The sequence below is a fragment of the Melaminivora alkalimesophila genome (assembly GCF_000282995.1).
Taxonomy (GTDB): domain Bacteria; phylum Pseudomonadota; class Gammaproteobacteria; order Burkholderiales; family Burkholderiaceae_C; genus Melaminivora; species Melaminivora alkalimesophila.
Genome location: NZ_ALEE01000725.1, coordinates 1 through 14,883, shown reverse-complemented (window position 1 = coordinate 14,883; position 14,883 = coordinate 1). Strand labels below are relative to the sequence as shown.

At 68.8% G+C, this 14,883-nt stretch carries 11 protein-coding genes and 1 CRISPR repeat array; of the genes, 9 read left to right on the top strand and 2 right to left on the bottom strand.

Going from position 1 to position 14,883, the window contains the following annotated elements:
- From A612_RS14125 to A612_RS14085, 9 genes are all read left to right on the top strand, one after another.
- Positions 1 to 1,046, top strand: a 1,046-nt coding sequence (locus A612_RS14125; protein ID WP_019375106.1) for a sigma-54 interaction domain-containing protein, incomplete at its 5' end; no start/stop codon positions are given.
- A gap of 136 nt (positions 1,047 to 1,182) precedes the next feature.
- Positions 1,183 to 2,370 (top strand): substrate-binding domain-containing protein, encoded by a 1,188-nt coding sequence (locus A612_RS14120; RefSeq protein ID WP_019375105.1) that lies wholly within the window; start codon positions 1,183 to 1,185, stop codon positions 2,368 to 2,370.
- Between the two features lie 11 nt (positions 2,371 to 2,381).
- Entirely contained in the window at positions 2,382 to 3,155 is a 774-nt protein-coding gene (locus A612_RS14115) for an ABC transporter ATP-binding protein (protein WP_019375104.1), read from the top strand.
- Positions 3,152 to 3,886, top strand: a complete 735-nt coding sequence (locus tag A612_RS14110) for an ABC transporter ATP-binding protein (RefSeq protein WP_019375103.1) — start codon at positions 3,152 to 3,154, stop codon at positions 3,884 to 3,886. Before A612_RS14115 ends, A612_RS14110 begins: the two co-directional genes overlap by 4 nt.
- Before the next feature lie 8 nt (positions 3,887 to 3,894).
- Positions 3,895 to 4,881 (top strand): branched-chain amino acid ABC transporter permease, encoded by a 987-nt coding sequence (locus tag A612_RS14105; protein ID WP_040437030.1) that lies wholly within the window; start codon positions 3,895 to 3,897, stop codon positions 4,879 to 4,881.
- Between the two features lie 2 nt (positions 4,882 to 4,883).
- Positions 4,884 to 5,960 carry a branched-chain amino acid ABC transporter permease gene (locus A612_RS14100; RefSeq protein ID WP_019375101.1) on the top strand — a complete coding sequence of 359 codons (1,077 nt, stop codon included), beginning with the start codon at positions 4,884 to 4,886 and terminating at the stop codon, positions 5,958 to 5,960.
- Positions 5,961 to 6,006: 46 nt separating this feature from the next.
- Positions 6,007 to 6,888, top strand: a complete 882-nt coding sequence (locus A612_RS14095) for an alpha/beta fold hydrolase (protein ID WP_019375100.1) — start codon at positions 6,007 to 6,009, stop codon at positions 6,886 to 6,888.
- Between the two features lie 110 nt (positions 6,889 to 6,998).
- The gene (uvrA, locus tag A612_RS14090) at positions 6,999 to 10,022 is read left to right on the top strand and encodes an excinuclease ABC subunit UvrA (protein WP_051001514.1); all 3,024 of its coding nucleotides are present in this window, start codon (positions 6,999 to 7,001) and stop codon (positions 10,020 to 10,022) included.
- Positions 10,023 to 10,055: 33 nt separating this feature from the next.
- Positions 10,056 to 11,255 (top strand): patatin-like phospholipase family protein, encoded by a 1,200-nt coding sequence (locus A612_RS14085; protein ID WP_019375098.1) that lies wholly within the window; start codon positions 10,056 to 10,058, stop codon positions 11,253 to 11,255.
- Positions 11,256 to 11,380: 125 nt separating this feature from the next.
- Positions 11,381 to 13,389: a CRISPR direct-repeat array (repeat unit 28 nt; unit sequence TTTCTGAGCTGCCTACGCGGCAGGGAAC).
- A gap of 128 nt (positions 13,390 to 13,517) precedes the next feature.
- Here the strand turns inward: A612_RS14085 and cas6f are convergent.
- Both cas6f and csy3 read right to left on the bottom strand, forming a co-directional pair.
- Positions 13,518 to 14,093: a type I-F CRISPR-associated endoribonuclease Cas6/Csy4 gene (gene cas6f, locus A612_RS14080; RefSeq protein ID WP_019375097.1), complete on the bottom strand. Its 576-nt coding sequence runs from the start codon at positions 14,091 to 14,093 to the stop codon at positions 13,518 to 13,520.
- Between the two features lie 13 nt (positions 14,094 to 14,106).
- Positions 14,107 to 14,883, bottom strand: a 777-nt coding sequence (csy3, locus tag A612_RS14075; RefSeq protein ID WP_019375096.1) for a type I-F CRISPR-associated protein Csy3, incomplete at its 5' end; no start/stop codon positions are given.

The following is a 14,883-nucleotide window of genomic DNA, read 5'->3' as shown; positions in this document are numbered from 1 at the left end:
GCCGCGGCGGCACGGGCGAGCGCCAGCGCCGGGCGCGCTACACCTTCGCCAGCTTCATCGGCTCCAGCCCCGCCGCCGCCGAGGTCAAGCGCCAGGCCCGGCGCGCCGCGCAGTCGGCCAGCCCGGTGCTGCTGCTGGGCGAGACCGGCACCGGCAAGGAACTGCTGGCGCACGCCATCCACGCCGCCTCGGCGCGCGCCGACGGGCCCTTCGTCAGTGTGAACATCGCCGCCGTGCCGGAGACGCTGCTGGAGGCCGAGTTCTTCGGCGTGGCGCCGGGCGCCTACACGGGGGCGGACCGGCGCGGGCGCGAGGGGCGCTTTCGGCTGGCGGACGGCGGCACGCTGTTCCTCGACGAGATCGGCGACATGCCACTGCATGTCCAGGCCAAGCTGCTGCGTGCGTTGCAGGAGGGCGAGATCGAGCCGCTGGGCAGCAACCGGCTGCTGCCCTTCGACGTGCGCGTGGTCGCCGCCACCTCGCGCGACCTGCACGCCATGGTGCAGGCCGGGCAGTTCCGCGAGGACCTGTTCTATCGCCTCCACGTGCTGCCGATCCGCGTGCCGCCGCTGCGCGAGCGCCCGGGCGACATCCCGGCGCTGGTGGAGGCGCTGTACGAGGACCTGCTGCTGCGCAGCGGGGTGGAGCCGCCCGAGCTGCTGCCGGACGCGCTGGCGCTGCTGGCCGGCCAGAGCTGGCGCGGCAACATCCGCGAGCTGCGCAACGTGCTGGAACAGGTCGCCATGCGCAGCGACAGCCCGCGCATCGGCGCGGCGCAGCTGGCGCAGGTGCTGCGCGAGACCGGGGTGGAGCCGGCGGCGCCCCTGGCCCCGGCTCCGCGTCCGGGCCCCGGCAGGCAGGACGAAGAGGCGCTGCTGCTGCGCCCGCTGGCCGAGCAGGTGGCGGAGCTCGAACACCGGGCGATCGGCGCCGCGCTGCGCCGGCACGGCGGCAATCGGCTGGCGACGGCGCGTGCGCTGGGCATCTCGCGCGCCAAGCTGTACGCGCGGCTTGCGGAAAACCCTGATCTTCAAGTAGACAATTGACTGAATTTCAGACAGACGATTTGACTGATTCCCAGACAACACTGGGCACGAACAGCGTATCTCGGCCTTGAAAGGACCCCCGAGCGGCTGGCACGCCTTGTGCATGGACAGGTCAACCACCACAGGAGACCCACCCATGCAACGCCGCACCCTGGTCGCGCTGGCCGCCCTGGCCACCACGCTCGCCGCCCCTGCCGCCCTCGCGCAGAAGGGCGAGATCCGCATCGCCCACATCTACAGCAAGACCGGGCCGCTGGAGGCCTACGGCAAGCAGACCCAGGCCGGGCTGATGATGGGCCTGCAGTACGCCACCGGCGGCAGCATGGAAGTCGGCGGCAAGAAGCTGGTCGTGCTCGAGCGCGACGACCAGGGCAAGCCCGACCTCGGCAAGAGCCTGCTGGCCGCCGCCTACTCCGACGACAAGGCCGACATCGCCGTCGGCCCCACGTCCTCGGGCGTGGCGCTGGCGATGCTGCCGGTGGCCGAGGAATACAAGAAGATCCTGCTGGTCGAGCCAGCCGTGGCCGATTCGATCACCGGCGACAAGTGGAACAAGTACATCTTCCGCACCGGCCGCAACTCCAGCCAGGACGCCATCAGCAACGCCGTCGCCATCGACAAGCCGGGCGTCACGGTCGCCACGCTGGCGCAGGACTATGCCTTCGGGCGCGACGGCGTGAAGGCCTTCAAGGAGGCCCTGAAGCACGCCAAGCTGGTGCACGAGGAATACCTGCCGACCAACACCACCGACTTCACCGCCGGCGCCCAGCGCCTGATCGACAAGCTCAAGGACCAGCCCGGGCGCAAGATCATCTGGATCGTCTGGGCCGGCGCGGGCAACCCCTTCAAGATCGCCGACCTGGACCTGAAACGCTACGGCATCGAGATCGCCACCGGCGGCAACATCCTGCCGGCGATGGCCAGCTACAAGAACTTCCCCGGCATGGAGGGCGCGACCTACTACTACTTCGGCATCCCGAAGAACCCGGTGAACGACGCCATGGTGGCCGCGCACTACAAGGAGTTCAAGTCACCGCCGGACTTCTTCACCGCCGGGGGTTTTTCCGCCGCCATGGCGCTGGTCACGGCGCTCAAGGCCACGGGCGGCGACACGAACACCAACAAGCTCATCAAGACCATGGAGGGCATGAGCTTCGAGACGCCCAAGGGCACCATGACCTTCCGCAAGGAAGACCACCAGGCAATGCAGAGCATGTACCACTTCAAGATCAAGGTGGACCCGGCCTTCGCCTGGGGCGTGCCCGAGCTGGTGCGCGAGATCCGGCCCGAAGAGATGCAGATCCCGATCCGCAACGGGCGCTGAAGAAACGGCGGATGCTGAGCACCGAGGGACTGACCGTGCGCTTCGGCGGCCACGTGGCCGTCGATGCCGTGAGCTGCCGCTTCGAGCCGGGCACGCTCACGGCCATCGTCGGGCCGAACGGCGCGGGCAAGACCACCTATTTCAACCTGATCTCGGGGCAACTGCGGGCCACCGCCGGCAGCGTGCACCTGGACGGGCGCGAGCTGACCGGGCTGCCGGCCTCCGAGCGCACGCGCGCCGGGCTCGGGCGGGCCTTCCAGCTGACCAACCTGTTTCCCGGCCTGAGCGTGCTGGAGAACGTGCGCCTGGCGGTGCAGGCCATGGCCGAGGGGCCACACCGGCGCGGACTGAACCTGTGGAGCATCTGGAGCGACCACCGCCGCCTGACCGGGCGCGCCGAGGAGATCCTGCAGTCGGTGGCGCTGCTGGCGCGGCGCGACGCGCCCGTGGCCAGCCTGCCGCACGGCGACCAGCGCAAGCTGGAGGTGGCGCTGCTGATGGCGCTGCAACCGCAGGTCTACATGTTCGACGAACCCACGGCCGGCATGAGCCACGACGAGGCGCCGGTGATCCTGGAGCTGATCCGCGAACTGAAGAAGGACCGCTCCAAGGTCATCCTGCTGGTCGAGCACAAGATGGACGTGGTGCGCGAGCTGGCCGACCGCATCATCGTGCTGACCAACGGCCAGCTGGTGGCCGACGGCCCGCCGGCCGAGGTCATCGCCTCGCCCGTGGTGCAGCAGGCCTACCTGGGCGCGGCCGCCGAGCCGGGAGGCGCAGCATGAGCGCGCAGCCGCCGCCACTGCTGGAGCTGTCGGGCGTGCACACGCATATCGGCGCCTACCACATCCTGCACGGGGTGGATCTTGCGGTGCCGCGCGGGCAGGTCACGCTGCTGCTCGGGCGCAACGGCGCGGGCAAGACCACCACGCTGCGCACCATCATGGGCCTGTGGCGCGCCTCGCAGGGCAGCGTGCGCCTGGCCGGGCAGGACATCACACGCCTGCCGACGCCGCAGATCGCGCTGCAGGGCGTGGCCTACGTGCCGGAGAACATGGGCATCTTCGCCGACCTGACGGTGCGCGAGAACCTGCTGCTGGCGGCGCGCGGCGCGCGCCATGCCGGCCAGATGGACGAGGCGCGCCTGCAGTGGATCTTCGGGCTGTTTCCCGCGGTGGAGAAATTCTGGAACCACCCGGCGGGCAAGCTCTCGGGCGGGCAGAAGCAGATGGTGGCGGTGGCGCGCGCCATCGTCGAGCCGCGCGAGCTGCTGATCGTGGACGAGCCGAGCAAGGGGCTGGCGCCGGCCATCATCGAGAACATGATCCGTGCCTTCGAGCAGCTCAAGGCGGGCGGCGTGACGCTGCTGCTGGTCGAGCAGAACCTGCACTTCGCGCGGCGCCTGGGCGACGGCGTGGCGGTGATGGACAACGGCCGCGTAGTGCACGCCGGCCGCATGGCGGCGCTCGCGGCCGACGAGGCGCTGCAGCAGTCGCTGCTGGGGCTGGCGCTGTGAGCATGCCCATGAACCGCCTGCGCGAACTCGACTGGAAGCCGCTGGCGCTGGTGCCGCTGCTGGCGCTGGCCGTCCTGCCCTTCGTGGGCTCGGCCTCGACCTGGCTGACGCTGACCGTGGCCGGGCTGGCCATGGGCATGATCATCTTCATCATCGCCTCCGGCCTGACGCTGGTCTTCGGCCTGATGGACGTGCTGAACTTCGGCCACGGCGTGTTCATCGCGCTGGGTGCCTTCGTTGCCACCAGCGTGCTGGGCGCCATGGGCGACTGGACGGGATCGGCCGTGCTGTGGCGCAACCTGGTGGCGGTGCTGCCGGCCATGGTGGTGGCGATGCTGGTCGCCGGCGCCGTGGGGCTGGCCTTCGAGCGTTTCATCGTGCGCCCGGTCTATGGCCAGCACCTCAAGCAGATCCTGATCACCATGGGCGGCATGATCATCGGCGAGGAGCTGATCAAGGTCGTCTGGGGGCCACAACAGATCCCGCTGCCGCTGCCCGAGGGCATGAAGGGCGCCTGGCTGCTGGGCGATGCGGCGGTCGAGAAATACCGCGTGGTGGCGGTGCTGGTGGGGCTGGCGGTGTTCGCGCTGCTGGCCTGGGTGCTGGCGCGCACCAAGCTGGGCCTGTTGATCCGCGCGGGCGTGCAGGACCGCGAGATGGTCGAGGCCCTGGGCTACCGCATCCGCCGGCTGTTCGTCGGCGTGTTCGTCGCCGGCTCGGCGCTGGCCGGGCTGGGCGGCGTGATGTGGGGTCTGTACCAGCAGAGCGTGGTGCCCCAGATGGGCGCGCAGGTGAACATCCTGATCTTCATCGTGATCATCATCGGCGGGCTGGGCAGCACGGGCGGGGCGCTGATCGGCGCGCTGCTGGTCGGGTTGATGGCCAACTACACGGGCTTCCTGCTGCCGAAGGTGGCGCTGTTTTCCAACATCGCGCTGATGGTGGCCGTGCTGCTGTGGCGGCCCCAGGGCGTCTATCCGGTGGCGAACCGTTAGCCATGCTGTACCGCCTCCTGTCCAGCGACTACCCGCGCAGCCGCGTGCTGGCGCTGATCCTGGCCGCCATCTTCCTGGGGCTGCTGTGCGCGCCCTTCGTCTTCCCCGGCATCAAGGCCCTGAACGTGGCGGCCAAGGTGCTGGTGTTCGTGGTGCTGGTGGCGAGCTTCGACCTGTTGCTGGGCTATACCGGCATCGTCAGCTTCGCCCACACCATGTTCTTCGGCATCGGCGCCTACGGCATCGCCATCGCCACCTCGCGCCTGGGCGCCACCTGGGGGGCGCTGGCGGTGGGCACGGGCGGGGCGTTGCTGCTGTCGCTCGCGCTGTCGCTGGCGATCGGACTGTTCTCGCTGCGCGTGCGGGCGATCTTCTTCGCCATGATCACGCTGGCGGTGGCGGCGGCCTTCCAGACGCTGGCCTCGCAGCTGTCCCAATGGACCGGCGGCGAGGACGGGCTCACCTTCCGCGTGCCGCTGTGGCTCTCGCCCAGCTTCGAGCCCTTCGACGAGCCCTTCCTGGGCGTGGACATCGACGGGCGCATCTTCGCCTACTACCTGCTGTTCGTGCTGGCGCTGGTGCTGGTGCTGGCGCTCCTGCGCATCGTGAACTCGCCCTTCGGGCGCGTGCTGCAGGCGATCCGCGAGAACGAGTTCCGCGCCGAGGCCATCGGCTACCGCGTGGTGGTCTACCGCACGCTGTCGTCGGTGCTCTCCGCCCTGTTCGCCACGCTCGCCGGCTGCATGCTGGCGCTCTGGCTGCGCTACAACGGGCCGGACACTTCCCTGTCCTTCGAGATCATGATGGACGTGCTGCTGATCGTGGTGATCGGCGGCATGGGCACGATCTATGGCGCAGTCATCGGCGCGGTGCTGTTCCTGGTGGCGCAAAGCTACCTGCAGGACCTGCTGCGGCTGGGCCACGAGGCGGCGGCCGGCTGGCCGTGGCTGGCGGCGCTGCTCTCGCCCGACCGCTGGCTGCTGTGGCTGGGGCTGCTGTTCGTGCTCTCGGTTTATTACTTCCCGACCGGCGTGGTGGGGCGGCTGCGCGCGGCGGCGGCCCGGCGGCCGAAGAGCTGACCGCGCCGCCATCCGCCCTGCCGACCTGCTCTTGCCGTACCGCTCCATGACCCCACCCCGCTCGCACTACGCCACCTGCGCCGGCTACGAGATCCACTACATGGACTGGGGCCCGCCCGACGCGCCGGTGGTCATCGCCTGGCACGGCCTGGCGCGCACGGGGCGCGACATGGACCCGCTGGCGGCGCACCTGAGCGGGCGCTACCGCGTGATCTGTCCGGACACCCTCGGGCGCGGGCTGAGCCAGTGGTCGGCGCGGCCGGACGAGGAATACTGCCTGCGCTTCTATGCGCGCATCGCGGCCGCGCTGTTCGAACAGCTGGGGATCGAGCGCGCCCACTGGATCGGCACCTCCATGGGCGGCGCCATAGGCACCGCCTGCGCCTCCGGGCTGCACGCGCCGCAGATGCGGGGGCGCATCCGCAGCCTGCTGCTCAACGACAACGCCCCCGAGCTGGCGGCCGCCGCCATCGCGCGCATCCGCGCCTACGCCGGCCAGCCGCCGGCCTTCGACACCATGGCCGGGCTGGAGGCTTTCTTCCGCCAGGTCTACGCCCCCTATGGCTGGCTGAGCGACGAACAGTGGCGCCAGCTGACGGAGACCTCGGCGCGGCGCCTGCCCGACGGGCGCTTGACGCCACACTACGACCCGGACATGGTGCGCCAGTTCACGGCGCACGAGGACGACTACCTGCTGTGGGCGCACTACGACCGGCTGGAGCTGCCGGTGCTGTGCCTGCGCGGCGAGGATTCCGACCTGGTGCTGCCCGAGACGATCGAGCGCATGCGCACGCGCGGACCGGGCGCGCGCGGACTGCTGGAGGTCGTGGAGGTGCCCGGCTGCGGCCACGCGCCGGCCCTGAACGTGCCGGCGCACTACGCCCTGGTGGACGCCTTCATTGCACGCGTCGAGCAGGCCGGCGGCTGAGCGGGGCTGGCGCAGCCCCGGCAGGGGAGCGGGTGCGCCACTATCATGGTGGGTTTTTCCACAGCCCGGCCCCGATCGTGACCCCTCTGCCCTCCGGCGCCCAGGATCCGCTGCCCGCCGACGCCGCCCCGACCCGGGGCGGGCCGTACATCAGCGTCCGCGGCGCACGCACGCACAACCTGAAGAACATCGACCTGGACATCCCGCGCAACCGGCTGGTGGTGATCACCGGGCTGTCGGGTTCGGGCAAGTCGAGCCTGGCTTTCGACACGCTGTATGCCGAGGGGCAGCGGCGCTACGTGGAGAGTCTGTCGGCCTACGCGCGCCAGTTCCTGGGGCGGCTGGACAAGCCCGACGTGGACCTGATCGAGGGCCTGTCGCCGGCGATCGCCATCGAGCAGAAGGCCACCAGCCACAACCCGCGCTCCACCGTCGGCACGGTGACCGAGGTGCACGACTACCTGCGCCTGCTGTTCGCGCGCGCCGGCACGCCGCACTGCCCCGAGCATGGCCTGCCCCTGAGCGCCCAGACCGTGAGCCAGATGGTGGACGCCGTGCTGGCCCTGCCCGAGGACACGCGCCTGATGTTGCTGGCCCCGGTGGCGCGGCAGAAGAAGGGCGAGTTCAGCGAACTGCTCGAACAAATGCAGCAGCTGGGCTACGTGCGCTTTCGCATCGACGGCCAGACCTATGAGGCAGAGAACCTGCCGCCGCTCAAGAAGACCGAGAAGCACGACATCGACGTGGTGATCGACCGGCTCCGGGTGCGCCCCGATGCGCGCCAGCGCCTGGCCGAGAGCATCGAGGCGGTGCTGCGCGTGGGCGGTGCGGAAGGGGCGGGGCGCGTGCTGGCGCTGGAGATGGACACCGGCGTCGAGCACCTGTGGTCCAGCCGCTTCGCCTGCCCGGTGTGCAGCTATGCGCTGGCCGAATTGGAGCCGCGGCTGTTTTCCTTCAACGCCCCGGCGGGCGCCTGCCCTGCGTGCGACGGCATCGGCGAGCAGGAGGTCTTCGACGTGGCGCGCGTCGTGGCCTTTCCGTCCCTGAGCCTGGCAGGCGGCGCGATCCGCGGCTGGGACCGGCGCAACAGCAGCTACTTCGCCCTGCTGGAGAGCCTGGCGGCGCACTATGGCTTCGACGTGGAGACGCCCTTCGAGGACCTGCCGGCGGCGGTGCGGCAGGCCGTGCTGCATGGCTCGGGCAGCGAGGAGATCGCCTTTTCCTACCTGCTGGAAGAGGGTCCGGGCGAGGCCCGGAGCATCGTCAAGCACCACCCCTTCGAAGGCATCATCCCGAACATGGAGCGGCGCTGGCGCCAGACGGACTCCAGCGTGGTGCGCGAGGAGCTGGCGCGCCTGCGCCACTGCCAGCCGTGCGCGGCCTGCCAGGGCGCGCGCCTGCGGCCCGAGGCGCGCGCGGTGCGGGTCGGCGAGGGCGAGCAGGCGCTCGCCATCCACCAGGTCAGCGCGCTCACGCTGGCCGATGCACTGGCCTGGTTCCAGGGGTTGCAACTGTCGGGCGCCAAGGCCGAGATCGCCGCGCGCATCGTGCGCGAGATCGCCGCGCGCCTCACTTTCCTGAACGACGTGGGCCTGTCGTACCTGAGCCTGGCGCGCAGCGCCGACACGCTCTCGGGCGGCGAGGCGCAGCGCATCCGCCTGGCCAGCCAGATCGGCTCGGGCCTGACGGGCGTCATGTACGTGCTCGACGAGCCCAGCATCGGGCTGCACCAGCGCGACAACGACCGCCTGATCGCCACGCTCACGCGCCTGCGCGACCTGGGCAACAGCGTGCTGGTGGTCGAGCACGACGAGGACATGATCCGCGCCGCCGACCACGTGGTGGACATGGGTCCGGGCGCCGGCGTGCACGGCGGGCGCGTCATGGCGCAGGGCACGGCGGCCGATCTCGCGGCCAGCCCGCAATCACTCACCGGCCAATACCTCTCGGGCGCCAAATCCATCGCCGTGCCTGCGCGGCGCACGCCCTGGCTGCCGGTGGTGACCTCGACGGAAGACGCAGCGCCGGCCAAAGCGAAGAAGTCACGCTTCCCCGAGACCGCCGCCAGCCAGCGCCGCAAGGAACGCCTGGCCGAGCACCGCGCCACGCAGGGCAGCCTGCAGGCGCTGCGCGTGCTGGGCGCACGCGGCCACAACCTCCAGGACGTGAGCGTGTCCTTTCCCGTGGGCCTGTTCACCTGCGTGACGGGCGTGTCCGGCTCGGGCAAGAGCACGCTGGTCAACGACACGCTGCTCAAGGCCGTGGCGCGCCAGCTGTACCGCGCGCACGACGAGCCGGCCGAGCACGACGCCATCGAGGGCATCGAATACTTCGACAAGGTCATCAACGTCGACCAGTCGCCCATCGGCCGCACACCGCGCAGCAACCCGGCCACCTACACCGGCCTGTTCACCCCCATCCGCGAGCTGATGGCCGAGACCACCACGGCGCGCGAGCGCGGCTACGGGCCGGGGCGCTTTTCCTTCAACGTCTCGCAGGCCGCAGGCGGTGGGCGCTGCGAGGCCTGCCAGGGCGACGGCGTGGTGAAGGTCGAGATGCACTTCCTGCCCGACGTGTACGTGCCCTGCGACGTGTGCCATGGCCAGCGCTACAACCGCGAGACGCTGGAGGTGCAGTGGAAGGGCCGCAACATCGCCGATATCCTGGAGCTGACGGTCGAGGACGCCTACCTGCTGTTCAAGGACGTGCCGACGATCGCGCGCAAGCTGCAGACGCTGCTGGAGGTCGGCCTTTCGTATATCCGCCTGGGGCAAAGCGCCACCACGCTCTCGGGCGGCGAGGCGCAGCGCGTCAAGCTCGCGCAGGAACTCTCGCGCCGCGACACCGGCCGCACGCTCTACATCCTGGACGAGCCCACCACGGGGCTGCACTTCGCCGACGTGGACCTGCTCCTGCAGGTGCTCATGCGGCTGCGCGATGCCGGCAACACGCTGGTCGTGATCGAGCACAACCTGGACGTCATCAAGACGGCGGACTGGGTCATCGACATGGGACCGGAGGGCGGCGCCGGCGGCGGCAAGGTGGTGGCCGAAGGGACGCCCGAGGAAGTGGCGGCGAATCCGGCGAGCCATACGGGGGCGTATTTGCGCAGGTATCTGGGCGCCGCGCCCTGAAGGCGCCGCTGCGCTGCAGTACGCTTGGCGTCCATGGTCTCTTCCGCTTCCGCACATTCGGCTGCCGTCAGCGCGGCCAACCCGCCGCGCACCATCCTCGTGCTCCAGGGCGGCGGTGCCCTGGGCTCCTACCAGGCGGGCGCTTACGAGGCGCTGCTCGCCCGCGAGGAGGAAGTGGACTGGGTGGCCGGCATCTCCATCGGCGCCATCAACGCGGCACTGATCGCGGGCAACCCGCGCGAGCGGCGGCTGCAGCGCCTGCGGGCCTTCTGGCAGCGCGTCAGTCTGGACATCCCACCGAGCCTGCCGCTGCCGTACCTGGCCGAGGGCATCGATCTCGGGCCACTGCGCGGCTGGTGGGACCAAGGCATGGCGATGTGGGGCGCGTGGCAGGGCGTGCCGGGCTTCTTCCGGCCCCGGCCGCCTTGGCAGTGGTGGCCCCGGCCCCCGGTCAGCCTCTACGACACCGAGCCGCTGCGCCAGACGCTGCTGGAGCTGGTGGATTTCGAGCTGCTCAACGATGGCCCGATGCGCCTGTCCGTCGGCGCGGTGGATGTGGAGAGCGGCAACTTCACCTATTTCGACAACCGCGTGGAGCGCATCGGCCCCGAACACATCATGGCCAGCGGTGCGCTGCCGCCGGGCTTCGGCGCGGTGCAGGTGGGCGAACGGTGGTACTGGGACGGGGGCATCGTCTCCAACACGCCGCTCACCCATATCGTCGGCCACCTGCCGCGCGACTGCCATGTCGCGGTGACGATTTTCCAGATCGACCTGTTCAGTGCGCGTGGCAGCCTGCCGGGCACGCTGGCCGAAGTGGTCGAGCGGCAGAAGGACATCCAGTATTCGAGCCGCACGCGCGCCGTGAGCGGCTGGGTGCGGGAGCGCCAGGCGCTGCACCAGCGCCTGCGCGACATGGCGGCGCTGCTGCCGGCCGAGCAGCAGCGCAGCGCCGAGGTGCGCCGCCTGCTGGCGCAGACCGAGGACCCTTCGGTCGCCCTGGTGCACGTGATCCACCGGGGCAAGCCCTACGAGAGCGCAAACAAGGGCTATGAGTTCTCGCGCCTGTCGATGACCGAACACTGGGCGGCAGGCCTGGCCGACATGGGCGCATCGCTGGAAATGCTGCGCCGCCAGCCCGCGCTGGCGCAGGGCGAATTCCGTGTGCTCGACTACCAACCCGATGCACCGCAGGGCGCACGCTTGCGGACGAGCAGCAGCGCGCAGGGTTGAGGGCCCTGGCCCAGGGTGACTTGGTGGGACCAGTCGCTTCAGTCGCACGATGTGCTCGCATAGCAGCGGCCGACTCTCCACGCTCGCCAAGAACTGGAGGATATTCCCACCACGGCGAGGCTGGTTCTCTGAGCTGCCTACGCGGCAGGGAACGGAGGAGCATGAGGAAGCCTGGGCGCAGGAATTTTCTGAGCTGCCTACGCGGCAGGGAACGGGATGTACGCCTCGCCCCGGTAGCCCTCGTGTTTCTGAGCTGCCTACGCGGCAGGGAACGGTCGTGAGCCGTGGGCGCGGCACCCTATCAATTTCTGAGCTGCCTACGCGGCAGGGAACGAAGCACTCGCCGCCCAGCCCGTCCTGCTCAATTTCTGAGCTGCCTACGCGGCAGGGAACGGGATGTACGCCTCGCCCCGGTAGCCCTCGTGTTTCTGAGCTGCCTACGCGGCAGGGAACACCTCCAACGTGGGCGCCAGGATGATCAGCTCTTTCTGAGCTGCCTACGCGGCAGGGAACCTGCGGCGCAAGTTGTTGTGCACCGGCGGGCTTTTCTGAGCTGCCTACGCGGCAGGGAACCTCGGTCAGGGCGATTTCGGCGTCGGTGGATGTTTCTGAGCTGCCTACGCGGCAGGGAACGATTTCGGCGCCCGGCCCATGCGAGCCGGGCTTTTCTGAGCTGCCTACGCGGCAGGGAACATTTCATCCTCCGGCGGCTGAGCGCGACGGATTTTCTGAGCTGCCTACGCGGCAGGGAACGATTTCGGCGCCCGGCCCATGCGAGCCGGGCTTTTCTGAGCTGCCTACGCGGCAGGGAACTGGACTACCTGAAGAAATACAAGCGCGTCATGTTTCTGAGCTGCCTACGCGGCAGGGAACTTGACGCTGTTTGGCCTTCGCGCCCCGACGATTTTCTGAGCTGCCTACGCGGCAGGGAACCGTGCCCCTGCGCCGGCCAGCCGGGGCAATCATTTCTGAGCTGCCTACGCGGCAGGGAACTCCAAGCGGGCCAGGCAGCGCCTGCTGAGCAATTTCTGAGCTGCCTACGCGGCAGGGAACCGTGCCCCTGCGCCGGCCAGCCGGGGCAATCATTTCTGAGCTGCCTACGCGGCAGGGAACGGGGCCGACGAAAGCAAAGGGCCTGGCAAGCTTTTCTGAGCTGCCTACGCGGCAGGGAACCTCTCCTTCCTTGGCTGCGCGGGCGGCGTCCATTTCTGAGCTGCCTACGCGGCAGGGAACGAACGAGGCGGTCAGCCATGGCTCGCCTCCTTGTTTCTGAGCTGCCTACGCGGCAGGGAACGTTGGGACTGCAGCCCAACGAGAAGGCCACCATTTCTGAGCTGCCTACGCGGCAGGGAACCGCAGTGAGCGCCCATGGCGTGTCGCCTAATCTTTCTGAGCTGCCTACGCGGCAGGGAACCCCACCAGGCGCTCCACCTGCAGCACACGTTCTTTCTGAGCTGCCTACGCGGCAGGGAACCGCAGCTGATGCGCGACTGATGCGCGAGGCCTTTTCTGAGCTGCCTACGCGGCAGGGAACGGCACCCGCGCCAGCTGCCACGGCGGGCTGTATTTCTGAGCTGCCTACGCGGCAGGGAACGCCCAGGCTGCGCGGGGCTGCCGTGCGCGAGCTTTCTGAGCTGCCTACGCGGCAGGGAACGACAGGCCCAGGAGCCCAGCCATAGCCTGCATTTTCTGAGCTGCCTACGCGGCAGGGAACCCACGGTGCATGCACCCGCTGCAGCAAGGGTCTTTCTGAGCTGCCTACGCGGCAGGGAACTCATCGCCATGGCCCGCGAGGCCGATCCATTTTTTCTGAGCTGCCTACGCGGCAGGGAACAACAAGATGATCGGCACGGTGGCAGGGGCTGTTTTCTGAGCTGCCTACGCGGCAGGGAACAGTGCAGCAGTCAGCACGTCCTTCCAGTTCTCTTTCTGAGCTGCCTACGCGGCAGGGAACACCAGAGGCGCTGCGGCTGACCGCCTGGATGCTTTCTGAGCTGCCTACGCGGCAGGGAACCGCAGCTGATGCGCGACTGATGCGCGAGGCTCTTTCTGAGCTGCCTACGCGGCAGGGAACTCGATCAGGCGCGCAACACGGCCGGTCTTGGTTTTCTGAGCTGCCTACGCGGCAGGGAACTGCACTGTAATACAGTTAAGTCTCTGTTTTTAAAGAACAAAATGCTTTTTCAGGCCGAATGGTGAATTTCCTGGAGACTGCGCAACCCGTTGATTTGCAAGAAACTTTTCGTGGGCCCAAAAAAAGGGTCAAAACCAGGGCACGCTCGCCAACGGTCCCAGCCCGTAGGCGTTGAAGCGTCCTGTCAGGGGTTTTTCGAAGACGGGGCCGTGAGCCACGAACAGGCAAAACGGGTGACCTGTGCTCCTGCTGCGCAGTTGCACAAAGGGAAGATCAGGGCGACGCTCCACACTGTCGGGAATGCTGGCTGCGGCCTGCTCGGCGGTTTCCCCCTTGCGCTGCATGCGCCGTCGACGCAGGCGCTCCGCACTGGTCTTGAACTGGCGGCGCAGCACCAAGCGGTGCGGGGCGTCCGATGGGGCGGCCGCCAGGGGAGTGAGTTGCACGTGATCGTGCATGCCCTTGAGCCATTTCTGCTCCATCAGGGCTGCCAACGCCTGGGCAGTGCCATGCAGCCTCAGCACGCTGCCCAGCGTGCGCTGGTGCCGGGGCGCATTCACGTGGTGCGGAAAGCTCACCCCGATGTCGCCCGCACCGTGTTGAACCAGCGCCCGATGCAGCTTCGATACCAGGGCGCCCAGCAGGTGCGCGTGGCTGAATTCCGGATCGGGCAGCAGCGTGATGTCGATGTAATGCGTGGTCATGGAGCCCCGCAGGTCAGCTGGCGTCGCCGAACACGCCGCCCCGGATGAGGACGGCCATCACGAAATGCTGTTGCTCCACTGGCGGCACCTGGTCCTTTAGCAGCCAGTTGTCCAGCAGGGTGTAGAAGTCCATTTTCTGCTTTGGTTGACGGTAGGCCTTGCCCTGGGTGGTGACGGAGCCATAGGGTTCGACCGCGATCGGCCCCAGCTCGGCGGCGCCTTCATACCAGGTGTCGATGGTGCGGATGGCGTTGCCGATCTTCTGTGAGTGGATGGCCGCCACGCCATCCACGTGGTACAGCGTCTTGCTCTTGCGCGAGCTGTCCTTGTCCAGGATCAGTTCCTGGGAAGGGAACACCTCCTGCCCTGCCCCTTGGCGCACGAAGGCCGTCACCCGCAGCAACACATGTGTGGCACCTGCCAGGCCTGCGGCAATGGCTTGGCTCAGTCCTGCCAGCCCTTCCACTCCCGGATCGCTGGCACCTACCGTACGTGTATTGAGCGCCAGAGCGTCAAAAGACCAGGTATGTGCGGCGCTGCCTTCCTGCATCTGCTCGACGACGACCTCCACCTGCTCGGCGCCCACCCGGTTGCGCCACAGGAAGCGACCGTTGGCCAGGTTGGCGGCGTAGCGCCGTGCCAGCTCGGCAAAGCCATGCTGCTGCACGTAGCCTTGCACGGTAGCCAGCAGCTTGGCCTGGTAGGCCGCACTGTTGCAAGCCGACGGCGTCCCCGCTCCACCCAGCACGCGCAGCGTGAACTGCACCTTGAGCGTATCGGCCTGCGGAGG